3 protein-coding genes are annotated in these 26,123 nt (G+C 66.9%); all 3 read left to right on the top strand.

The window, feature by feature from the left end; translation table 11 throughout:
• The first annotated feature begins 40 nt into the window (after positions 1 to 40).
• The 3 genes from C9990_RS19040 to C9990_RS19030 all read left to right on the top strand — a co-directional run bounded on the left by C9990_RS19040 (position 41) and on the right by C9990_RS19030 (position 26,123).
• A complete protein-coding gene (locus tag C9990_RS19040; RefSeq protein WP_106804288.1) occupies positions 41 to 1,672 on the top strand; it encodes a PvdJ/PvdD/PvdP-like protein in 1,632 nt (543 codons plus the stop codon).
• Positions 1,673 to 1,947: 275 nt separating this feature from the next.
• Complete coding sequence (locus C9990_RS19035; protein WP_106804287.1) at positions 1,948 to 14,859, top strand: non-ribosomal peptide synthetase; 12,912 nt, start codon at positions 1,948 to 1,950, stop codon at positions 14,857 to 14,859.
• On the top strand, positions 14,856 to 26,123 hold the full coding sequence (locus tag C9990_RS19030; RefSeq protein WP_106804286.1) for a non-ribosomal peptide synthetase: 11,268 nt from the start codon (positions 14,856 to 14,858) through the stop codon (positions 26,121 to 26,123). Before C9990_RS19035 ends, C9990_RS19030 begins: the two co-directional genes overlap by 4 nt.

Below are 26,123 nucleotides of genomic sequence, written 5' to 3'. Positions count from 1 at the left end.
AACGTTCTAGCTCTGATAAAGCCGTTTCCTAAGGTAGACAATGACCATCTCTCGACGTGGGTTCATCGCAGGCCTGGCGCTCACCGGCGCCGCTGTGCCGGCGGCCTTTTATGCCCATCGCGAGCTGACGCGCGAAGAAGAATTCCCCATCACCCCCGGCGAAGCCACGGTGGCGCTGGCCGATACTGCCGGCCAGCACCTGGCAAACACCTTGCGTGGCGTGTGGAGCCTGCGCCTGGAAGGTCGCGACGCCGGCCTCAAGGGCCTGCCGTTGCAAGGCCTGGAACTGCTGCTCGACATCGCCCCGCGTGGCCGCGGCGTGCGTGGCTACCTGGACACTGCCGCCAACCTGCGCGCCGAAGGCGAGCCGCGCTATCGCGTACTCGGTGACCTGGTGAGCGGCGACAGCGCCTTGCTCTATTGGCGCCTGATCGACCGCGATTCCGCCGACGGCAGGCCCGCCTATGAATTCAAGATGACCCTCGACCAGGTCTGGGCGGACTTTGCCAACGCCGGCAGCAGCACCCTCAGCGGGCAGATCCTTGATCTGGATCGCCCGCTGGCATTGACCGAGCGCGACAACCGCTTCATTGCCCACAAGCACTGGTTTCCCGAAGCGCGCCAACGCATCGGCCTCAACCCGACGCTACTGGCCTGGCTGATCGCGCCCGAGCACCGCCTGTTCCATCAGCTGTGGCACGCCACCCGGGACCAGTGGCACAAGCTCTCCGAAGAAAAGCGCGAGGCCCTGCGCGGTATCGGCTGGCAACCCGGCCCACGGGGCAAGGAACGTGATGCGCGTGGCAAGCACAAGGACCGCAACGGCTCGGGCATCGACTTCTTCTTCATGCACCGGCACATGCTCGGCACCGCGCGCTCAATGCAGGATTTGCCCTCATGGCCGCAATTCCCCGCGCCGCAACCGCCCCTTGAGCGCGATCGCCTGGGCTTCCTGCGGTACTTCGACAACCACGATGGTTTCGCCCTGCCGCCCACCTGGTGGGCCGCAGATGACAGCGAATACACCCAGTGGGTCAGCGACATCAAGGCCGCCGAAACCTACCACAGCAACTTCCAGGTCTGGGAATCCCAGTACCGCGACCCGCGTTACCTGGCCAAGTTGAGCCTCGGCCAGTTGGGCTCGGAGATGGAGCTGGGCCTGCATGACTGGCTGCACATGCGCTGGGCCTCGGTGCCCCGTGACCCTTCCAACGGTGCGCCCGTGCCCCTGGCCCGCGACCCGGCAGACTTCGCCCCGCGTTGGTATGCGGCGGAAAACGACTTCCTCGGCGACCCGTTTTCGTCCCACGTGAACCCGGTGTTCTGGCACTTCCACGGCTGGATCGACGACCGCATCGAAGACTGGTTTCGTGCCCATGAGCGTTTCAATCCCGGCGAGGTCAGCCGCATGCAGGTCAACGGCGTGGCCTGGTTTGCGCCGGGGCGCTGGGTCGAAGTCGCTGACCCGTGGCTGGGCCCGGACACCCATGGCTGCAGCACCACGCCGGGGTTGCAGATGGGCAAGTCGATGGAGATGGATCCGGAGACCATGAAGCTCGCGCTGCGCATCACCTTCGGTGCCGAGGACGATGCGCTGCTGGGTTTGTTCAAGCGCGTGCCGAAGCGGCCCTGGTATGCCCGGCATTTAAAGGTCAAGGCGCGCGAGGCCTGACCCTCGTCGCTGCCTGACACCGCGCCATCGCTGGCGCGCCTGCGCGTTAAAACCACACCGCTGCTCAGCCCGATCCCAGGGCTGGCGCCCTTGTCCCCGCTTCCCATGTCACCTCCCTGCGGTCAAATCCCTTAATTTCCCAACCCTGCCGGAAGCCTTCCAGGCCCCCGGCTGTGCCCGTGTTTCTTTCACCGGGCGCCCAGCACAGACGATTGCAAACGGCAGCTGAAAACGGACTTTCTTCTCCACCGTGACTTATCAGGCAGGTTACCTCCATGCAGTTCAGCGAATTATTGGCAGCGATTTCCACCCACGCGATCCGTCTGCAAAGGGAAGCAGACGACCTGATTGTCCTGGGTGACGATGAGGCATTGGATGACGCGCTGTGGGATCAATTGATCGCCCACAAACCCCGGTTGCTCGCGCTGGTGGCCGAGCATGGCGGTGACTGGCTGAGCCCGGCCTATCGGATCACGCCGGCCATGTTGCCGCTGGTCAGCCTCGACCAGGCGGCCATCGACCGGATCGTCGCGGCGATCCCCGGTGGTGCGGCGAACGTGCAGGACATCTACCCGCTGGCGCCGTTGCAGGAGGGCATGCTCTATCACCATCTGTCGGCGCAGCAGGGCGATCCGTATGTGCTGCACGCGCAGTTTGTATTCGACAGCCGTCCTCGCCTGCACGCGTTTGCCGAGGCGCTGCAATGGGTCATCGACCGCCACGATATTCTGCGTACGTCGATGGCCTGGGAGCGCCTCGACGAGCCCTTGCAAGTGGTGTGGCGCACGGCGACCCTGGCCTGTGAAGAGGCGCATTTCAGTGGGGGCGACGCGTTCGACCGTTTGCTGAACCGCTATGACGCGCGCACGTTCCGCCTCGACCTGGGCCAGGCGCCGCTGCTGCGCCTGGTATTTGCCGAGGACCCGACCCACCAGCGCGTGGTTGCCATGTTGCTGTTTCACCACACCATTCTCGACCACACCGCGCTGGATGTGGTGCGCGATGAAATCCAGTTGTACCTGGCGGGCCAGCAGGACCAGGCCACGGCGCCGGTGCCGTTTCGCAGCTATATCGCCCAGGTGCGCCACGGCGTCAGCGAGCAGGCCCATGAGCAGTTCTTCCGCGAGATGCTGGCGGATATCGAGGCGCCCACACTGCCGTTCGGCTTGCAGGATGTGCAGGGCGACGGCCAGGGTATCGACGAGGTACGCATCCCCGTCGACGCCGCTCTGGGCCTGCGCTTGCGCAGCCTGGCGCGGGCGCAGGGCGTGAGTGTGGCGAGCCTGCTGCACCTGGCGTTGGCGCGGGTCCTGGGCGTGGTGTCCGGGCGCGAGTCAGTGGTGTTCGGTACGGTGATGCTCGGCCGCATGGGCGCGGGTGAGGGCGGTGAACGGGCGCTGGGCATGTTCATCAACACCCTGCCACTGCGCGTGGACCTGGGCGCGCAGGGTGTGCGGGCCGGCGTCAAGGCCACCCATGCACGGCTGACCGCGTTGCTCCAGCATGAGCACGCGTCCCTGGCGCTGGCCCAGCGTTGCAGCGGCGTGGCCGCGCCGACGCCGTTGTTCAGCGCGATACTCAACTACCGGCACAGCGCTGCGGGTGATATGGCCGAGGTGATTGACGTCGCCGAGGGGATCCAGGTCCTTGGTGCCGAGGAACGCACCAACTACCCGCTGACGGTGAACGTGGACGATCTCGGCGAAGCGTTTGCACTGACGGTGATGGTCGCGGCGGCCATCGGCGCGCAGCGTGTGGCGGGCTACCTGCACACGGCGCTGGCGAGTCTGGCCGAGGCCCTGGAGCAACGACCGGAGATGCCGCTGAGCGGCCTGAACATCCTGCCTGACCCCGAACGCCATGCCCTGTTGCACACCCTCAACCACACCCCGCAGACCTTCGCCGACAGCGCGCTGATCCACCAGCAGGTCGAAGCCCACGCCGCCGCCCAGCCCGAAGCCATTGCCTTGCGCTTCGACAACCAACGCCTCAACTATCGCCAGCTCAACGAACGTGCCAACCAGGTTGCCCATCGCTTGCTCGCCCAAGGCGTGCGCCCGGATGATCGGGTGGCGATCTGCGTGGAACGCGGTGTGGAGATGATTATCGGCCTGCTGGGCATCCTCAAGGCCGGCGCGGGCTATGTGCCGATCGATCCGGCTTATCCGCTTGAGCGCATCGCCTACACCCTGGCCGACAGCGACCCGGTGGCCGTACTGGTGCAGGCCAACACCCGTCATCGGGTGGGTGACCGGGCGCAGATCGATCTCAACGGCCTGCGGGGCGAGTCCATCGTCAACCCGCGGATCACGCTGAGCCCAGCGAGCCTGGCCTATGTGATCTACACCTCCGGCTCCACGGGCCAGCCCAAGGGCGTGATGATCGAGCATCGCCAGGTCGCGCGGTTGTTCACCGCCACCGAACACTGGTTCGGCTTCAACCCCACCGACGTGTGGGCGCTGTTCCACTCCTTCGCGTTCGACTTCTCGGTGTGGGAAATCTGGGGCGCGCTGATGCATGGCGGGCAACTGCTGATCGTGCCGCAGCGGGTCAGCCGCTCGCCGGACGAGTGCTACACGCTGCTCTGCGAAGCGGGGGTGAGCATTCTCAACCAGACCCCCAGCGCCTTCCGTCAACTGATCGCCGCCCAGGGCCAGAGCCCCCAGGCGCATTCCCTGCGCCAGGTGATTTTCGGCGGCGAAGCGCTGGAACCGGGGATGCTCAAGCCCTGGTATGCCCGTGCGATCAATGCCGGCACGCAATTGGTGAACATGTATGGCATCACCGAAACCACCGTGCACGTCACCTACCGTGCATTGCAGGCGGCGGATGCGCACCGGGTCGGCGCCAGCCCGATTGGTGTGCGTATTCCCGACCTGCAGCTGTATGTGTTGGACGAGCGCCGCGAGCCGCTGCCGTTCGGTGTGGTCGGTGAGTTGTACGTAGGCGGCGCCGGTGTGGCGCGCGGTTACCTGAACCGCGATGCGCTGACCGCCGAGCGCTTCCTGGTTGATCCGGCCACCGGCTTGCGTTTGTACAAGACCGGTGACCTCGGCCGAATGCTCGCCGACGGCAGCGTCGAATACCTGGGGCGTAACGATGACCAGGTGAAAATCCGCGGATTCCGCATCGAACTCGGCGAGATCCAGGCGCGCCTCGCCAGCGCTCCGGGTGTGCGTGACGCGGTGGTGATTGCCCGTGAAGACGAACCGGGTGACAAGCGCCTGGTGGCCTACGTGATCGCCGACGGCGCACCGAATATCGCGGATTTGCGCGACCACCTGCTGCTGAGTCTGGCCGAACATATGGTGCCCAGCGCCTTCGTGTTGCTGGACCGTTTTACGCTGACCGCCAACGGCAAGCTCGACCGCAACGCCTTGCCCGTGCCCGATGCCACAGCCCTGGCGCGGCGGGGCTACCAGGCGCCCCGGGGCGCGGTGGAAAACGCCATCGCCGCGATCTGGCAGGACCTGCTCAAGCTCGAGCGCGTCGGCCGTGACGATAACTTTTTCGAACTGGGCGGCCATTCGCTGCTGGCGGTCAAGCTGATTGAGCGCATGCGCCAGGTCGAGCTGGGCGCCGACGTCCGCGTGCTGTTCGGCCAGCCGACCCTGGCGGCACTCGCTGCCGCAGTCGGCGGGCAGCAGCAGGTGCAGGTGCCGGCCAACCTGATCACGGCGGCCACGCAGCACATCACCCCGGACATGGTGCCGCTGGTGGAGCTGAGCCAGGCCGCCCTCGACCACATCATCCAGCGCGTGCCCGGCGGCATCAGCAATGTGCAGGACATCTACGGCCTGGCTCCGCTGCAGGCGGGCATTCTGTACCACCACCTGGCGACCCGCGAAGGCGATCCCTACGTGTTGCAGGTGCAGTTCGGCTTCAACGATCAAGCGGCGGTCGATGCCTTTATCCAGGCGCTGCACAGCGTGATCGAGCGCAATGACATCCTGCGCACCGCGATCCTCTGGGAAGGCCTCGACGAGCCGGTGCAAGTGGTGTGTCGCCAGGCGCCACTGGCGGTCGAGCGCATAGAGGGGCTGGGCGCCGATGCCTTGGCGCAGTTGCAACAGCGCTTCGACCCACGGCACTTCCGTCTCGACCTCACGTGCGCCTCGCTGATGCACTTCGCCTACTGCGCAGAACCGGGTCGCCTCGTCGGCATCCTGCTGCTGCACCACATCCTGCTCGACCACACCGCCCTGCAAGTGCTGGTGCAAGAGATGAGCGCCAGCCTGTCCGGCAGCAGCGCGCAACTGCCGGAGGCCGTGCAGTACCGCAACTACGTGGCGCAGGCGCGCCTCGGGGTCAGCCAGGCGCAACACGAAGCGTTCTTCACTGAGATGCTCGGCGACATTGACGAACCGACCCTGGCCTTCGGCTTACAGGATGTGAACCGCGACGGCAGCGGCATTCTCGAGGCACGCCTGCCGTTGGAACCGGCCTTGAACCTGGGCCTGCGTGAACAGGCGCGGCAACTCGGGGTGAGCACCGCAAGCCTGGTGCACCTGGCCTGGGCCCAGGTGTTGGGGCAGGTGTCGGGCCAGCAAGAGGTGGTGTTCGGCACGGTACTGCTGGGCCGCATGCAAGGCGGCGCGGGCGCCGACCGCGCGCTGGGGATGTTCATCAACACCTTGCCGCTGCGGGTCAGCCTCGGCAACACCGGGGTGCTGGCCGGTGTGCGCGCCACCCATGCACGGCTCGCACACTTGCTCGGGCATGAGCACGCGTCGTTGTCCCTGGCCCAGCGCTGCAGTGGCGTGCCGGGCTCACTGCCGTTGTTCAGCACCTTGCTCAACTACCGTCACAGCGCTGCGGACCAAGCGCCGGGGGATAACCCGTTTGCGGCCAGCGGCATCCAGATCCTCAGTTCCGAAGAGCGCAGCAACTACCCGCTGGTGCTCAATGTCGATGACCTCGGCAGCGGTTTTGCCCTGACGGTGCAAGGCGTAGCCAGCCTGGATGTGCAGCGAGTGGGCGACTACCTGCTGACCGCGCTGCGCCACCTGGTGAGTGCGTTGCAACAGGCGCCGACCACGCCGTTGCAGGCGGTGTCGATCATCCCGGCGGCCGAGCGCCACCAACTGCTGGTGGAATTCAACGCCACGACGCGCGCCTACCCGTCGCAATTGACCGTACACCAGTTGTTCGAAGCCCAGGTGCTGGCACGTCCTGAAGCGGTGGCGGCGGTGCAGGGCAGTGTGTCCCTGAGCTACCGCGACCTCAATCGCCGCGCCAATCGCCTGGCCCACCACCTGATCACCCTGGGTGTACAGCCGGGGGAAAGCGTGGCCATCGCGCTGCCGCGCAGCATCGACTTGCTGATCTGCCAGCTGGCCATCCTCAAATGCGCGGCAGTCTATGTGCCGCTGGACATCAACGCGCCGGCCGAGCGCCAGGCGTTCATTGTGCAGGACAGCGGTGCGCACCGGGTGCTTGGCGATCTCGCCGAGCTGAATCTGGACGCGCAGTCGCCGCGCAATCCCGACCTGTTCCAGACCGCCCAGTGTGTGGCGTACATCCTCTACACGTCCGGCTCCACCGGCGCGCCGAAGGGCGTGCAAGTGCCGCACCGTGCGATCACGCGCCTGGTGCTCAACAATGGCTATGCCGACTTCAACGCCCGGGACCGCGTGGCGTTCGCCTCCAACCCGGCGTTCGACGCCAGCACCCTGGAAGTCTGGGCGCCGCTGCTCAATGGCGGTTGCGTGGTGGTGGTCGAGCCGGCAGAACTGTTGTCCCAGGCTGCGTTTGGCGCACTCTTGCAGGAGCAGGCCGTCAGCGTGTTGTGGATGACCGCCGGGCTGTTCCACCAGTATGCCGATGCGCTGATGCCGGTGTTCCGCCAGTTGCGTTACCTGATCGTCGGCGGCGATGTGCTTGACCCGCTGGTGATTGGCCGCGTGCTCGCGCACGGCAAACCGCAACACCTGCTCAACGGTTACGGCCCGACCGAGGCGACCACCTTTTCCACCACCTATGAGATCACGGCGCCGGGCGAGGGCAGTATTCCCATCGGCCGGCCGATCGCCAACGCCCAGGCCTTTGTGCTGGATGCGCACCAGCACTTGCTCCCGCTGGGCGCGGTCGGCGAGCTGTATATCGGCGGCGCGGGCCTGGCCACGGGCTACGTGAACCAGCCGCACTTGACCGCCGAAAAATTTATCCCCAATCCCTTCGGCGAGGGCTTGCTGTACCGCACCGGTGACCTGGCGAGCTGGCGGGCCGACGGCATCCTGTTGTACCAGGGCCGCAATGACCTGCAAGTGAAGATCCGTGGTTATCGGATCGAACCCGGCGAAATCGAAACCTGCCTGGCGAGTTTCCCCGGCGTGAACGACGCCGTGGTCGTGGTGCGCGAAGATGCGCCCGGTGACAAGCGCCTGGTGGCCTACTACACCGCCGAGGCGGCGCTGGAGATCGAAGCGCTGCGGGCCCATCTGCAAGGCCGGTTGCCGGATTACATGGTACCGTCGGCCTATGTCTGGCTGGCGCTGTTGCCGCTGACCGCCAACGGCAAGCTCGATCGCAAAGGCCTGCCGGTGCCCGACCACAGCGCGCTGCTCAGCCGTGGCTACGAGGCGCCGGAGGGCGCAGTGGAAACCCTGCTGGCGCAGATCTGGCAGGACGTGCTCAAGCTCGAGCGCGTGGGTCGCCATGATCATTTCTTCGAGCTGGGCGGGCATTCGTTGCTGGCAGTCAGTTTGATCGAGCGCATGCGCCAGGTTGGCCTCAGCGCCGACGTGCGCGTGCTGTTCAGCCAGCCGAGCCTGGCCGCGTTGGCGGCAGCGGTGGGCGAGGGGCGCGAAGTGCGGGTGCCGGCCAACGGCATTCCATTGGGATGTACGCGTATCACCCCGTCGATGCTGAGCCTGGTGCAACTCGACCAGGACGCCATCGACCGTATCGTCGCCAGCGTGCCGGGGGGCGCGGCCAATGTGCAGGATATCTACCCGCTGGCGCCGTTGCAGGAAGGCATTCTCTACCACCACATCAGCGCCGAGCAGGGCGACCCGTACCTGCTGCAATCGCGCCTGGCATTCGACAGCGTCGAGCGTCTGCAGGCATTTATGGGCGCGTTGCAGCAGGTGGTGGCGCGTCACGACATCCTGCGTACCGGCGTGGTCTGGGAAGGCCTGGACAGCCCGGTGCAAGTGGTGTGGCGCGAGGCACGGCTGAGCGTGCAGGCTGTCGAGATGGACCCGGCGGACGGCGCCATCATCGAGCAGTTGCACGGGCGTTTCGATGCCCGTCACTACCGCCTGGATATCACCCAGGCGCCGTTGCTGCGCATGGTCTACGCCGAGGACCCGGACAACGCGCGGGTGGCGGCGATCCTGCTGTTTCACCACCTGGCGCTGGACCACACCGCCATGGCCGTGGTCGGCCAGGAAATGCGCGCGTTCCTGTTCAACCAGGCGCAGGACTTGCCGGCGCCCGCACCGTTTCGCAACTACGTCGCCCAGGCTCGCCTGGGTGTCAGCGCGCAAGAGCACGAACACTTCTTTCGCGCCATGCTCGGCGATGTCGACGAACCGACCTTGCCCTTTGGCATACAGGATGTGCAGGGCGATGGCCGTGCGATCGAGGAGGCCGAGCAAGCCCTGGACGCAGCGTTGGCCCGGCGCTTGCGCGGGCAGGCCCGGCAGTTGGGCGTCAGCGCGGCGAGCCTGATGCACCTGGCCTGGGCGCAGGTGCTGGGGCTGGTGTCCGGGCGTGACGACGTGGTGTTCGGCACCGTGTTGATGGGCCGCCTGCAGGCCGGCGAAGGTGCCGACCGGGCGCTGGGAATGTTTATCAACACCTTGCCGCTGCGGGTAGATGTCGCGGCCAGCGCCGCCGTGGCGGTCAGGGCCACGCATGCGCGCTTGAGTGCCTTGCTCGGTCATGAGCACGCATCGTTGGCGCTGGCCCAGCGTTGCAGCGGCGTGGCGGCCTCCACGCCGTTGTTCAGCGCCTTGCTCAATTACCGTCACACCACGCCGGACGAAATTGCGCGCGACGGCCATGGCATCTGGACAGGCGTGCAGTTGCTCGGCGGTGAAGAACGCAGCAACTACCCGCTGACCTTGAGCGTGGATGACCTGGGTGACGGCTTTGGCCTGAATGTCCTGGCGCTGCCGCAGATCGGTGCCGAGCGCCTGTGCAGCTACATGCTCGGCGCGGTGGAGCAGTTGGTCGCGACCTTGGAAAGTGCGCCAGATACGCCGCTCAACCGGCTGCCGATTCTGTCGGTGACGGAGCGCGACACCCTGCTGCGCGACTTCAATGCCACCGCCCACGATTTCCCCCGGGGCCAGACGCTGCACGGCGCCTTTGAGGTACAGGCCGAACGCCAACCCGAGGCGATTGCCGTGGTGCAGGGCGACGAATCGCTGACCTATGCGCAACTCAACCGTCGCGCCAACCAGTTGGCCCATCACCTGCTGCAAGTTGGTGTGCAACCGGACGACCGCGTCGCGCTCTGCTGCCGACGTGGCCCGCAGATGCTGGTGGGGCTGCTGGGTATTCTCAAGGCCGGCGCCGGCTATGTACCCATCGACCCGGCGTACCCCGCCGAGCGCATCGCCTACCTGCTGCAGGACAGTGCCCCGGTGGCGGTGCTGGCCGAGGCGAGCACCCGCGAGCTGCTGGGCGCGGTCGCCAGCATCGACCTGCACGACCCGCGCTGGCAGCAGCAGGCCGCCAGCAATCCGCACATCAGCGCCTTGACCCCGGCGCACCTGGCCTACGTGATCTACACCTCGGGCTCCACCGGCCAGCCCAAGGGCGTGATGGTCGAACACCGCAGCGTCGAAAACCTGCTGCACTGGCACTGCGAAGCCTTTGGCCTGGATGCGCGGAGCCACACCAGCAGTGTCGCCGGGTTCGGCTTTGACGCGCTGGCCTGGGAGCTGTGGCCGGCACTGTGCGTAGGCGCCACCCTGCACCTGCCGCCTGCACAGGTGGGCAATGAAAATCTCGACGCGCTGCTGGCCTGGTGGCTGGCGCAGCCGTTGGACGTGAGCTTCCTGCCGACGCCGGTGGCTGAGTACGCCTTCAGTCAGAACCTGCAACACCCAACCCTGCGCATCCTGCTGATCGGCGGTGATCGCCTGCGTCAGTTCAGCCAGGAGCGACGCTTTGCGGTGATCAACAACTACGGCCCCACCGAAGCCACGGTGGTCGCCACCTCCGGCCGCGTGCGCGCCGGGCAGGCGCTGCATATCGGCCGGCCGATCGCCAATGCCAGCGTCTATGTGCTGGACGCGCACTTGCGCCCGGTACCGGTGGGGGTTGCCGGCGAGCTGTATGTCGGCGGCAGCGGCATTGCGCGGGGCTACCTGAACCGCCCGCAGATGACCGCCGAGCGCTTCCTGCAGGACCCGTTCAACCAGGGGCGCATGTACCGCACCGGCGACCGGGTGCGCTGGTTGCCGGATGGCAACCTCGACTACCTGGGCCGCAATGACGACCAGGTCAAAGTGCGCGGCGTGCGCGTCGAGCTGGGCGAAATCGAAAGCTGCCTGGCTGCGCTGCCCGGCGTGGGTGATGCCGTGGTGCTGGTGCGCGAGGGCCGTTTGATCGCCTGGTTCACCGAACAGCAGCCGCTGGATATCGACGCACTGCGTGCGCAGCTGCAAGCGCAATTGCCCGCAGCCCTGGTGCCGGTCGCGTACGTGAAACTTCAGGCATTGCCGCTGACCGCCAACGGCAAGCTCGACCGCAGGGCCTTGCCGGAGCCCGATCACAACGCCTTGTCAAATCGTGACTATGCGCCGCCCCAAGGCGCGGTCGAAACCACCCTGGCGCGTATCTGGGCCGAAGTGCTGCAGGTCGGGCAGGTCGGTCGGCATGATCACTTCTTCGAACTGGGCGGGCATTCGCTACTTGCCGTGAGCCTGATCGAACGCATGCGCCAGGCTGGCCTCAGCGCCGATGTACGGGTGCTGTTCAGCCAACCCACCCTGGCGGCGCTGGCAGCCGCCGTCGGCAGTGGTCGTGAAGTGCCGGTGCCGGCCAACCGCATTGCCGTCGACTGTCAACGCATCACCCCGGACATGCTCACGTTGGTGAGCCTGGACCAAGCCACGCTGGATCACGTGGTGAGCCGTGTGCCCGGCGGTGCCGCCAATGTGCAGGACATCTACCCACTGGCGCCCTTGCAGGAGGGCATCCTCTACCACTACATCACGGCCGAACAGGGCGACCCGTACCTGCTGCAATCGCACCTGGCATTTGACAGCGTCGAGCGCCTGCAGGCCTTCGCCCAGGCACTGCAACAGGTGATCGACCGTCACGATATCCTGCGCACCGGGGTGGTCTGGGAAGGTCTCGTACAGCCGCTGCAAGTGGTGCAGCGCAGCGCCGAATTGAGCGTGCAGGAACTGCACCTGCACGGCGACGTACTGGCCGAGTTGCATGCGCGTTTCGACGCGCGGCGCTATCGCCTGGATATCAGCCAGGCCCCGCTGATCCGCCTGATGTATGCACAGGACCCGGCCAACCAACGTGTGGTCGTGGTGTTGCTCTATCACCATATCGTCCTCGACCACACCGCCTTCGACGTGGTGCTGCGCGAAATGCAGGGCCACCTGCTGGGTCACCCCGCGCCAACGACGGCACCGATGCCGTACCGCAACTACGTGGCCCAGGCCCGCCTGGGGGTGAGCGAGCAGGAACACGAGGCGTTCTTTCGCGGCATGCTCGCTGATGTCGACGCGCCGACCTTGCCTTTCGGCTGGCAGGATGTGCGCGGCGACGGCAGCGCCATCGAGGAACACAGCTTGCGCCTGGACAGCGACGTCAACCGCCGCCTGCGCGCCCAGGCCCGGCTGCTGGGCGTGAGCACCGCGAGCCTGTTCCACCTGGCCTGGGGGCAGGTGCTGGCGGCCACCTCGGGTCGGCGCAGCGTAGTCTTCGGCACCGTGTTGGTCGGCCGCCTGCAGGGCGGCGAGGGTGCCGACCGCGCGCTGGGTGTGTTTATCAATACCTTGCCGCTGCGCCTGGATATCGACGCGCAGGGCGCCCGCGCTGCCGTGCGTACCACCCATGAGCGCCTCAGCGCCTTGCTCGGGCATGAGCACGCGTCCCTGGCGCTGGCCCAGCGCTGCAGTGGGGTGGCCGCGCCGGCGCCGCTGTTCAGCTCGATGCTCAACTACCGTCATCGCGGCGCGGCCACGCGCTCGCAGGAGGCGCAGCAGGCCTGGGAAGGCATGCAGACCCTGGTCAACGACGGGCGCACCAACTACCCGCTGACCTTGAACGTGGATGACCTGGGCGATGGCTATGCCATCACCGCCCTGGCGCGCACCGACGCGCAGCGGGTATGCGGCTATCTGCAAGTGGCCTTGTCCGGCCTGGTCGACGCGTTGGAGCAGGCGCCGCAGCGGGCGCTTGACCGCCTGCCGGTGCTGGACGCCGAGGAGCGTAAAAAGCTGCTGGTCGAGTTCAACTCAACCGAGGTGCCGTACAACCTCGACCAAACCCTGCACAGTCTGTTCGAAGCTCAGGTGGTGCGCACACCGCAGGCTGTGGCGGTCACCGCTGGCGAGCAACACTTGACCTATCAGGCACTCAACGAGCGCGCCAATCGCCTGGCCCATCACCTGCGTGAACGCGGCGTCCAACCAGACGCGCGGGTCGGCATCTGTGTGGAGCGTGGCCTGGAGATGGTCGTCGGCCTGTTTGCGATCCTCAAGGCCGGTGGCGGTTATGTGCCGCTGGACCCGGCCTACCCGCAGGAACGCATCGCCTACATGCTGCAAGACAGCGCGCCGGTGGTGGTGCTGGCCGAGGGCGCGACCCTGGCGCTGCTGGGGGACGCGCCGGTGATCGATCTCGACCATTGCACCTGGCAGCACCAGCCCGCGACCAATCCCCACGTCGCCGACCTCAATGCGCGCCATCAGGCCTACGTGATCTACACCTCCGGCTCCACCGGCCAGCCCAAGGGCGTGATCAACGAACACGCCGGGGTGGTCAACCGCCTGTTGTGGATGCAGGACGCCTACGGTCTCAAGGCCGAGGATGCGGTGTTGCAGAAAACCCCGTTCAGCTTCGACGTGTCGGTGTGGGAGTTCTTCTGGCCGCTGTTCACCGGCGCCCGCCTGGTGATGGCGCGTCCGGGCGGGCACAAGGACCCGGCGTACCTGTGCGAGGCGATCGAGTCCGAGCGGATCACCACCGTGCATTTCGTGCCGTCGATGCTTGACGTGTTCCTCGCGCATGGCGACGTCAGCCAGGCCGCCGGCTTGCGGCGCGTGATGTGCAGCGGCGAAGCCTTGCCGGGCAGCCTGGTGCGGCGCTTCAAACAGCAATTGCCGGGCCTCGGCCTGTACAACCTGTACGGTCCGACCGAAGCCGCGGTGGACGTGAGCGCATGGAACTGCGCGCGCCCCGAGGTGCCCGACAACACGCCGATCGGCAAGCCGATTGCCAACACGCGCCTGTACCTGCTGGATGAGCAATTGCAGCCGGTGCCGCTGGGCGTGGTCGGCGAACTGTTCATCGGCGGCGTGCAGGTGGCGCGCGGTTACCTGAACCGTCCGCAGCTGACCGCCGAGCGCTTTATCAAGGACCCGTTCAGCGACGGGCGCCTGTACCGCACCGGGGATGTGGGGCGTTACCTGGCCGACGGCAACATCGAATACCTGGGCCGCAACGACGACCAGGTGAAAATCCGTGGCCTGCGCATCGAGCTGGGGGAAATCCAGGCGCGCCTGACCGAGCACGCAGCGGTCAAGGACGCCGTGGTGGTGGCCCGCGAAGAACGCCTGGTGGCCTATTACACCGGCACGCAGACGCCCGTCGACAGCTTGCGTGAACAGCTGTTGCGGCACTTGCCGGACTTCATGGTGCCCGCGCTGTTTGTGCACCTCGACGCACTGCCGTTGAGTCCCAACGGCAAGCTTGACCGCAAGGCCCTGCCAACCCCGGGCCTGGACGCGTTGGTGGTGCGTGAGTACGAGGCGCCAGAAGGTGACACCGAGAAACTCCTGGCGCGGCTGTGGGCCGAACTGCTCAAGGTCGAGCGGGTCGGTCGCCAGGACAATTTCTTTGAATTGGGCGGGCACTCGTTGCTCGCCGTGAGCTTGATCGGGCGCCTGCGCCAGGAAGGCATGGAAGCCGATGTGCGCGCGCTGTTCGAACAGCCGACACTGGCCGGCTACGCCGCAATGACCGAACGAATGGAGATCGTCCTGTGAGCATCAACCAACTGCTGGCGACGCTGAAAACCAAGGACATCCAACTGGCGCTCAAGGGCGATCAGTTGTCGGTGCAGGGCAACAGGCAAGCCTTGAGTGACCCGGCGATCATCGCCGCGCTGCGTGAACACAAACCGGCGTTGATCGCGCTGATCCAGGCCGGTGAATACACGGCGCCCCAGGCGGGCGCCGTCGAGGTACCGGCCAATGGCATTCCGGCCGGCGCCGAGCGCATCACACCGGACATGCTGAGCCTGTCGACCCTGAGCCAGGAAGAGATCGACCGAGTCGTCGCCAGCGTCGACGGCGGCGTGGCGAATATCCAGGATATCTACCCGCTGGCACCGTTGCAGGAAGGCATCCTGTTTCACCACGTCAGCGCCGAGCACGGCGATCCGTACGTGATGCAGGCGCAATTCGCGTTCGACAGCCTGGCGCGCTTCGACGCCTTTGCCCAGGCGCTGCAGGCGGTGATGGATCGCCACGATATCCTGCGCACCGGCGTGGTGTGGGACGGCCTGCAAGAGCCCTCGCAAGTGGTGTGGCGCACCGCGCACCTGCCGGTGCAGGCCCTCCAATTGCCGGCGGCCGAGGGCGATATCGCCGCGCAATTGCATGCGCTGTTCGATGCCCGCCACTATCGTCTCGACGTGACACAGGCGCCGCTGCTGCGCCTGGTGCGCGCGGATGACCCGGCCAACCAGCGCATCGTCGCCAGCTTGTTGTTCCACCACATGGCCCTCGACCACAGTGCCCTGGAAGTGGTGTGCCATGAAATGCAGGCGTGCCTGCTGGGGCAGGGCGCGGCGCTCGGCCAGGCGGTGCCGTTTCGCAACTATGTGGCCCAGGCGCGGCTGGGGACCCGCGAAGAGGAGCACGAAAGCTTTTTCCGCCAGATGCTCGGCGACATCAGCGAACCGACCTTGCCGTTTGGCCTGCACGATGTACAAGGCGATGCACGCGGCATTGCCGAGGTTCACCTGGCACTGGCGCCGGCGTTGTCGCAACGGCTGCGGGTGCAGGCGCGGCAACTCGGGGTGAGCGCCGCCAGCCTGTTCCATATGGGCTGGGCGCAGGTGCTGGGGGTGTTGTCCGGCAAGGAGCAGGTGGTGTTCGGCACCGTGTTGATGGGCCGCCTGCAGGGCAGCCATGACACGGACCGGGCGCTGGGGATCTTCATCAACACGCTGCCGTTTCGCGTGGACGTGGGCAACGAGGGCGTGCGCGCCGGGGTCAAGGCCACCCACGCACGGCTCACCACGTTGCTGCGCCATGAGCACGCGCCGCTGGCCCTGGCCCAGCGCTGCAGTGGCGTGGTGGCGCCGACGCCGTTGTTCAGTGCGTTGCTCAATTATCGCCACAGCGCCCCGGCCGCCAGCGCCGAGGCGGTCTCGGCCTGGCACGGTATCGCCGCGCTGAGTGCCGAGGAACGCACCAACTACCCGCTGACCCTGAGTGTCGATGACCTGGGTGAAGGCTTTGGCCTGAGCCTGCTCGCCAGCACCTTGGTGGACCCGCACCGCGTCTGTGCCTACCTGCAGACCGCGTTGGAAAACCTGCTGGACGCGCTGGAGCAGGCGCCGGACACCGCGCTCAACCGCGTTTCGGTGCTGCCGCTCGCCGAGCAGCAGCGCTTGTTGCAGCAGTTCAACGCCACCCAGGTGGATTTTCCCCAGGGCACCACGCTGCATGCCCGCATCGAAGCCCAGGCCGAGCTGGCGCCCGACGCCATCGCCGCCGTGCACCAGGGGCGGCAGATGACCTATGCCGAGCTGAACCAGCAGGCCAATCTGCTGGCGCATCACCTGCTGGCCCTGGGGGTCAAGCCCGATGACCGCGTGGCGGTTGTCGCGCGCCGGGGCCTGGACACCCTGGCCGGGTTGCTGGCGATCCTCAAGGCTGGCGCCTGCTATGTGCCCGTGGACCCGTCCCACCCGGCCGAGCGCCTTGAGTACCTGCTCAGTGACAGCGCGCCGGTCGCGGTATTGGCCCAGCATGCGTTGCTTGCCCGCCTGCCGGCGCTCGACGTGCCGGTGATCAACCTTGACCGCTACACCTGGCAGCACCACACGGCGAGCAACCCAGAGGTCGCGATGACCGCGTCGAACCTCGCCTATGTGATCTACACCTCCGGTTCCACCGGCCAGCCCAAGGGCGTGATGGTGGAACACCACACCGTGGCCAACCTGGTGGACTGGCACTGCCGCACGTTTGACCTGTGCGCCGGGCGCCACACCGCCAGCATCGCCGGGTTTGGCTTTGATGCGATGGCCTGGGAGGTCTGGCCGGCCCTGTGCGTGGGGGCGACCCTGCACCTGCCGCCGGCCACGGACGGCACCGAGGATATTGACGCGCTGCTGGCCTGGTGGTGCGCGCAGCCGCTGGACGTGTGCTTCCTGCCGACCCCGGTGGCCGAGTACGCGTTCAGCCAGCAGATCGAACACCCGACCTTGCGCACCCTGCTGATCGGCGGCGACCGCCTGCGCCAGTTCGCGCGTGCGCAACGTTTTGAACTGATCAATAACTACGGCCCGACCGAAGCCACGGTGGTCGCCACCTCGGGCAAGGTCGAGGCCGGCCAGCCGCTGCACATCGGCAAGCCCATCGCCAATGCCCGCGTGTACCTGCTGGATGCGCAGCAGCGGCCGGTGCCGCTGGGCGTGGCGGGCGAGCTGTATGTGGGTGGCAAGGGCGTGGCGCGCGGCTACCTGAACCGCCCGCAGCTGACGGCCGAACGTTTCCTGCACGACCCGTTCAACGCGGGGCGCATGTACCGTACCGGCGACATGGCGCGCTGGCTGCCGGACGGCACCCTCGAGTACCTGGGGCGCAACGATGACCAGGTGAAAATCCGTGGCGTGCGGATCGAATTGGGCGAGATCGAAGCCCAGCTCAACCACCTGCCGAGTCTCCTGGAAGCGGTGGTGCTGGTGCGTGACGAGCGCCTGGTCGCCTACTACACGGAAAACCCGCAGCTCGACCCACTGACCGTGGCCGACCTCCGCGCCCACCTGGTGACGCACCTGCCGGACTACATGGTCCCGGTCGCCTACGTGAAGCTGGACGCGCTGCCCCTCACCGCCAACGGCAAGCTCGACCGCAAGGCCTTGCCGGCCCCGGACATGGCCGCGGTGTTTACCCGTGAATACGAAGCCCCCGAGGGCGAGATCGAAAGTGTGCTGGCGCAGATCTGGGCCGAAGTGCTGCAGGTCGAGCGCGTGGGGCGCCGCGATCACTTCTTCGAGCTGGGCGGGCACTCGTTGCTGGCGATGCGCATGGTCTCCCAGGTACGCCAGCGCCTGGGCGTGGAGTTGCTGCTCAGCGACGTGTTCGCCAATGCCGAACTGGCCGCGGTCGCCGAGGGGTTGGCCCAGGCCGGCCGCAGTACCTTGCCGCAGATCCTGCCGGCCAACCGCGATGAGCCGGTGCCGCTGTCTTTTGCCCAGCAGCGCCTATGGTTCCTGGCGTTGATGGAAGGCGCCAACACCGCCTACAACATTCCCATCGGCCTGCGCCTGCGCGGCCAGCTGCACGTCGAGGCGTTGCAACGCGCGCTGGCGCGGATTGTCGCGCGGCATGCCACCCTGCGCAGCCGTTTTGCCCAGCACGGTGACGTGGCCCAGGTGCTCAGTGTGCCGGCCGAAGACGTGCTGCCCCTGCAAGTGCAGGACCTGCGCCGCCACCCGCAACCCCAGCAGGCGCTGGATGCATTGATCCAGGGCGAGGCTTCGGCCCCCTTTGACCTGGAGCGCGGCCCGCTGCTGCGCGGGCGCCTGGTGGTGATGGCCGACGATCACCACGTGCTGCTGTTGACCCTGCACCATATCGTCTCGGATGGCTGGTCCATGGGCGTGCTGACCCGTGAGCTGACGGCGTTGTACCAGGCGTTCAGCCACAGCCTGCCAGACCCGTTGCCGGCGCTGGCGATCCAGTATGGTGACTTCGCCGTGTGGCAGCGCCTGTGGCTCAGCGGCGAAGTGCTGCAGCGCCAGAGCCGCTATTGGCAGCAGGCCCTGGACGGTGCGCCGGCCTTGCTCACGCTGCCCACCGACCGCCCGCGCCCGGCACTGCAGGACTACGCCGGCAGCAGCGTCGAGGTACGCCTGGATGAACGCCTCACCGCTGGTCTCAAGGCCTTGAGCCAACGCCACGGCAGCACGTTGTACATGACCTTGATGAGCGCTTGGGCTGCCTTGCTCTCGCGGCTGTCCGGGCAGCACGACGTGGTGATCGGCTCGCCGGTGGCCAATCGCACGCGCAGTGAGGTGGAAGGCTTGATCGGCCTGTTCGTCAACACCCTGGCGGTGCGTATCGACACCTCGGGCGCGTTGAGCACCGAGGCGTTACTGGCACGGGTCAAGGGCCTGACACTGGCGGCCCAGGACCACCAGGACCTGCCGTTCGAACAAGTGGTGGAAATCACCCGGCCGCTGCGCAGCCTGGCCCACAGCCCGCTGTTCCAGACCCTGCTGACCTGGCAGGACAGCAGTGCGCCGACCCTGGCCCTCGGCGACCTGGCCCTGGAGCGCATTGTCGAACACAGCCACTTTGCCAAGTTCGACCTGTCGCTGGACCTGGGCGAAGTGCAGGGCACGATTATCGGCGCGCTGGAATACGCCGTGGCGCTGTTCGATGAGTCGACGGTGCGCCGTTATGTCGGCTACTTCACCCGCCTGCTGCGGGCCATGGTCGACAACGACCAGGCGGTCCTGGAGCAGGTGCCGCTGGTGGACGAGCGCGAGCGCCAGCAGTTGCTGTTCGACTTCAATGCCACAGCGGTCGACTACGACCTCGAACAGACCCTGCATGGGATGTTCGAAGCGCAGGTGGCGCGCACTCCGCACGCGATTGCGCTCAAGGCCGGCGAGCTGCAACTGACCTATGCCGAACTGAATGCGCGGGCCAATCAGTTGGCGCACCACTTGCTGGCGCTGGGTGTACAGCCCGGCTCGCGGGTGGCGATCTGCGTGGAGCGCGGCCTGGACATGGTCATCGGCCTGTACGCGATTCTCAAGGCCGGCGCCGCTTATGTGCCGCTGGACCCGGCGTATCCGCTGGAGCGCCTTGCCTACATGCTCGCGGACAGCGCGCCGGTCGCCGTGCTGGCCCAGGCGGCAACGCGTGGGCTGCTGGGGGACGTGGCGGTGGTCGACCTCGACCAGCCGTGCTGGCAGCACCAGCCGCTCGACAACCCGACGGTTGCGGCCGTCAGCGCCTACGTGATCTACACCTCCGGCTCCACCGGCCAGCCCAAAGGCGTGATCAATGAGCATGCCGGGGTGGTCAACCGCCTGTTGTGGATGCAGGACGCCTATGCGCTGACGGCCGACGACGCGGTGCTGCAGAAAACCCCGTTCAGCTTCGACGTGTCGGTGTGGGAGTTCTTCTGGCCGCTGTCCACCGGCGCGCGCCTGGTGATGGCGCGACCTGAAGGGCATAAGGATCCGGCCTATTTGTGCGCCGTGATCGCGGCTGAGCAGATCACCACGCTGCATTTCGTGCCGTCGATGCTCGACGTCTTCCTCGCCCATGGCGACGTGAGCCAGGCCGCCGGCGTGGTGCGGGTAATGTGCAGCGGCGAAGCCTTGCCAGGCAGCCTGGTGCGGCGCTTCAAGCATCAGCTGCCCGGCAGCGAGTTGCATAACCTGTATGGCCCTACCGAAGCCGCCGTCGACGTGACGGCCTGGAACTGCGCGGGAGCCGTGACGCCGGACAACACGCCGATCGGCAAGCCGATTGCCAACACGCGCCTGTACGTGCTCGACGCGCAGTTGCAACCGGTGCCCCTGGGCGTGGTCGGCGAGCTGTTTATTGGCGGCGTGCAAGTGGCCCGCGGTTATTTGAACCGTCCGCAGCTGACCGCCGAGCGCTTCCTGCAAGACCCGTTTACCGAGGGGCGCATGTACCGCACCGGCGACGTCGGCCGTTATTGGCCGGACGGCACCCTCGAATACCTGGGACGCAACGACGACCAGGTGAAGATCCGGGGCCTGCGTATCGAACTGGGGGAAATCCAGGCGCGGCTGACCGAATGTGCTGCGGTCAGCGAGGCCGCCGTGGTCGCCCGCGATGAACGCCTGGTGGCGTACTACACCGGCGTGCGCACGCCGATCGACACACTGCGTGCGCAACTGCTGCGACACCTGCCGGCGTTCATGGTGCCGGCGGTGTTCGTGCATCTGGAGGCGCTGCCGTTGAGCCCCAACGGCAAGCTCGACCGCAAGGCACTGCCGGCGCCGGGGGCGGATGCGGTGGCGGTGCGCGCGTACGAAGCGCCTCAGGGCGAGCGCGAAATGATCATCGCCGCGCTGTGGGCCGAGCTGCTCGGTGTAGAGCGCGTGGGGCGCCATGATCACTTCTTCGAACTGGGCGGGCACTCGCTGCTGGCGGTCAGCCTGATGGGCCGTTTGCGCCACCTGGGGTTGGCGGCGCCGGTGAAAGTGCTGTTCGGCCAACCCACCTTGTGTGCCTTCGCCGCAGCACTGGGCGGTAGCGCGCAAGCCGCGCAGTTGCCGCCGATCCCGCTGGACTCGCCAGCCATCGCGCGTATCTTCGCCGGCATCCCCGGTGGCGTGGCGAATGTGCAGGACCTCTACCCTCTGGCGCCGTTGCAGGCCGGCATGCTCTATCACCATCGCGCCGAGCAGGCCGCCGATGCCTATCTGCTGCAGGCGCAATTTGCCTTCGACAGTCGCCAGCGCTTCGACGCGTTTGCCCAGGCCTTGGAGGCGGTGATCCAGCGGCACGACATTTTGCGCTCTTCCTTCCATTGGCAAGGCCTGGAGGAACCGTTGCAAGTGGTGTGGCGTGAGGCGAGCCTGCGCGTCGAAACCGGGCCGGTGCCGTCGCGCCTCGACCTCGGGCAGGCGCCGCTGATGCGCCTGGTGTATACCGAGACGCCGCAGCGGCTGGTCGCGACCTTGCTGTTCCACCACCTGGTAATGGACCACCTGGCGCTGGAGATCCTGCAGCATGAACTTCAGGCCTTCCTGTTGGGTGCCCAGGATCAGCTAGGTGCGGCGGTGCCGTATCGCAACTACGTGGCGCAGACCCGCGTGGGCGCCGAGACCCACGAGGATTTTTTCCGCGCGATGCTGGGGGACATCGATGAGCCAACGGTGGTGCAGGACCTGGGCCCCGCTGCACAGGCGCGGATGACGCTTGACGCTGCGTTGGGTCAACGCCTGCGTACCCAGGCGCGCCAGGCAGGGGTCAGCACTGCGAGCCTGATGCACCTGGCGTGGGCCCATGTACTCGGCAAGGTCAGTGGGCGTGAGTCGGTGGTCTTCGGCACCGTGCTGCTGGGCCGCCTGCAAGGCGGCGAGGGTGCCGAGCGCGCCATGGGGGTGTTTATCAACACCTTGCCGCTGCGGGTCGACCTCGGTGAACAGTCGGTACGCACTGCCGTGCAGGCCACGCATGTGCGCCTCACCCAACTGCTCAGCCACGAACATGCGCCGCTGGCGCTGGCCCAGCGGTGCAGCGCGGTACCGGCGAGCACGCCCTTGTTCAGCGTGTTGTTCAACTATCGCCATAGCGCGCCGCGCGGCGCGAGTGTGGCCGAGGCGTGGCAGGGCATTCAACTGCTCAAGGCCGAGGAATCCAGCAACTATGGCTTGTCGATGAGTGTGGACGACCTCGGCGACGGCTTCGGTCTGAAGGCCGTGGGGCCGGGCGCGCGGCGGTTGTGCGACTACCTGCAGATCGCCGTGGAGCAGGTGGTGCAGGCGCTGGAAGGGTCGGCGGAGATTGCCATCGGCCGCTTGCCGATCCTGCCCGCTGCCGAGCGCCAGCAGCTGTTGGCGTTGAATGCCACTGCCCGGGCATTCCCGCGTGAGCACACGGTGCAGCGCTTGTTCGAAGCCCAGGCGCAGGCACGGCCTGGCGCCGTGGCGGCGCTGCAGGGCGAACTCAGCCTGAGCTACGGCGAACTGAACAGCCGCGCCAACCGCCTCGCCCATCACCTTATCGAGCTTGGCGTGCGGCCTGGGCACAGCGTGGCGATCCTGCTTCCGCGCTGCCTGGATTTACTCGTCAGCCAGCTTGCAGTGCTCAAGTGCGCGGGCGCCTATGTGCCGCTGGATATCCACGCGCCGGCCGAACGCCAGGGCTTCATGGTGCAGGACAGCGGCGCGAGCTGGCTGCTGACCCACAGCGATGCGGTGGTCGGGTACCCGGTCCGGCGCCTGGACCTCGACACCCTGGTGCTCGACCCGCAACCGAGCCATAACCCGGACGTGTCGCAATCCTCGGACAGCGTGGCGTACATCATGTACACCTCCGGCTCCACGGGCACGCCCAAGGGCGTATTGGTGCCCCATCGTGGCATCACACGGCTGGTGCTCAACAACGGCTATGCCGATTTCAATGCCGGCGACCGCGTGGCCTTCGCCTCGAACCCGGCGTTCGACGCCAGCACCATGGACGTCTGGGGCGCATTGCTCAACGGCGGCCAGGTGCAGGTCATCGACCATGCCACCGTGCTTGACCCGAGCGCGTTCGGCGCGGCCCTGCAGGAGGTGACGGTGCTGTTCGTGACCACGGCGCTGTTCAACCAATACGTGCAGATGATTCCCCAGGCGTTGGCGGGCCTGCGCATTCTGTTGTGCGGCGGCGAGCGGGCCGACCCGGCCGCGTTTCGCCGCCTGCTGGCCGCGGCCCCCGCGCTGCGCCTGGTGCACTGTTACGGGCCGACGGAAACCACCACCTATGCCAGCACTTATGAAGTGCGCGCGCTGGCCGATGACGCCGACAGCGTGCCGGTGGGACGGCCGATCGCCAACACCCGGATCTATGTGCTGGATGCGCAATTGCAGCCGGTGCCGCTGGGGATCAGCGGTGAAATCTGCATCGGCGGCGATGGCGTGGCCAAGGGGTACTTGAATCGCCCTGAGCTGAGCGCGGAAAAATTTGTCCAGGACCCCTTTGTCCCAGGCGCCCTGATGTACCGCACCGGCGACCTCGGTCGCTGGACGGCGGGCGGGTTGCTGGAGTGCATCGGGCGCAATGACGACCAGGTGAAAATCCGCGGTTTCCGCATCGAGCTGGGCGAGATTGAAGCGCGCCTGGCAACCTTTGCCGATGTCCAGGAGGTGGTGGTGCTGACGCGCGAAGACGCGCCGGGGGACAAGCGCCTGGTGGCGTACTTTACCGGTGCCGCCGCCATCGACGCCCTGCGTGCACACCTGCAGGCGCAATTGCCGGAATACATGCTGCCTTCGGCCTATGTGGCGCTCGCGCACTTGCCGTTGACTGCCAACGGCAAGGTCGACCGCAAGGCGCTGCCGGCACCTGAGTGGGACGCCTTGAGCCGCCGCGACTTCGAAGCCCCCAGCGATGCCCTGGAGCACACCCTGGCGCGGCTGTGGGCCGAGGTGTTGAAACTGGAACAGGTGGGCCGGCATGACAGCTTCTTCGAATTGGGCGGACACTCGCTGCTGGCGATTCGACTGGTAAACCTGCTGGAGGAAGCGGGTCTGCCGGTGTCCCTCGCCGAGCTGTTCCAGCATGCCAGCGTGGCGTGCGTCGCCGCGCTGTTGCGCGCACGCACCCAGGCACCCATACGCGACATCGGCGTGATCACGGTGCGCAGCAGCGGTACGCAACCACCATTGTTCCTGATCCATGAGTTCAGTGGCATGGACGTCTATTTCCCGGCGCTGGGCCAGCACCTGCCCGGTGATTATCCGATTTTCGGCCTGCCCGGCGTGCCCTTCGGTGAAGCGCATCTGCACAGCATGGAAGGCCTGGCGGCGCGCATGGTCGGGCTGATTCGCGAGCGCCAGCCCCACGGGCCGTATCGGCTGGCGGGCTGGTCGTTTGGCGGTGTACTGGCTTATGAGGTCGCCATGCAATTGCTGGGGCTGGATGAGCCCGTGGCGTTTCTCGGCTTGATCGACAGCTATGTGCCGCGCATGACCGACCAGGGCAAGGCACGCTGGAGCGGGCCGGACGCGCTCAAGCGGCACCTGTTGTTGCAGTGCACGGCCTATTGGAACGCACAGGGAGGTGCACATGAGTTGGCGAGTCTTGAACAGTTGGCGGCGGGCATTGGACAGCTGGACTTTGCAGGCCTGCTGCAACGCTGTCGCGATCAAGGTCTGCTGTACGCGCAAATGGCGGCGGCGACGGACGCGGACCTCTTGAGCTTCATCGAGCGCGAAGTCGGGCATGGGCATGCGCTGGCGCATTACAGCCTGTTCCCGCTGCCGATTCCGGTGCATCTGTTCAGCGCGCTGGAGCGCCCGACCGAGTTGTCGCGGCGCAGTGAATCGCTGGGTTGGGAGGACGCGCTGGCGCCGGGCCAACTGCGCCGCATCGAGGTGCCTGGCGATCACCAGAGCATGATGCAGGCCCCGCATATCCGCACGTTGGGCGCGGCGATCAGCGCCGCCCTGGCGACGTGTTCGCCACAGAAGCAGGCGCCGCACCAGCCGCTGCTGCGCATCCAGAGCGGGCGGGAAGGGCATGCGCCGCTGTTCTGTGTGCCGGGGGCGGGGGACAGCGTCACCGGCTTCGTGGGGTTGAGCGATGCGCTCGGGCGCGATTGGCCGCTGTTCGGCCTGCAACCACGTGGCCTCGACGGTGAGGCAGTGCCGCACAGCCAGGTCGAAGCGGCGGCGGCCTGTTACCTGGCGGCGCTGGAGCAGGAGTACCCGCACGGGCCGGTGCACCTGGCCGGGCATTCCTTCGGTGGCTGGGTGGCGCTGGAGCTGGCGCTGCAGTTACAGGCGGCCGGACGTGAAGTGGCGTCGTTGACGGTGATCGACAGCGAGGCGCCAGGCGGCGCGGGCAAGCCGTATACCACCACGGCGGCACTGCTGCGCCTGATCGAAGCGATGCAGTTGTCGGCCGGCAAGTCGTTGGGCATTGACCCCCTGGACTTCGCCGTGCGCGATGACATCGCGCAACGGCAATGGCTGCACGCGGGCATGGTCGGCGTTGGCTTGCTGCCGGCACGGGCCAGTGTGGACGCGATGGACGGCCCGGCGCGTACCTATGCGGCGGCGTTGCGCACGGTGTATCGGCCGGCGCGGCGGTTCGAGGGGGTGGTGCGGTTGGTGTTGGCCCAGGACCCGGCGCTGGATGCAGCGGGTAATCAGCGTGAGCAGGGCCTGATGATTGAAGGGTGGCGACGCCAGGGCAACGGGCTGCAGGTGTGGTACGGCGGCGGCAATCACTTCACGTTGCTCAAGGCCCCGAATGTTCACGGGCTGGCACGTTGGTGGCTGGACGGTGTGGTGGTTGCGGAGGTGGTGTCGTGA

This window comes from Pseudomonas sp. S5D5, assembly GCF_003013355.1.
GTDB lineage: Bacteria > Pseudomonadota > Gammaproteobacteria > Pseudomonadales > Pseudomonadaceae > Aquipseudomonas > Aquipseudomonas aylmerensis.
This window is presented reverse-complemented; position numbering and strand designations above follow the sequence as displayed.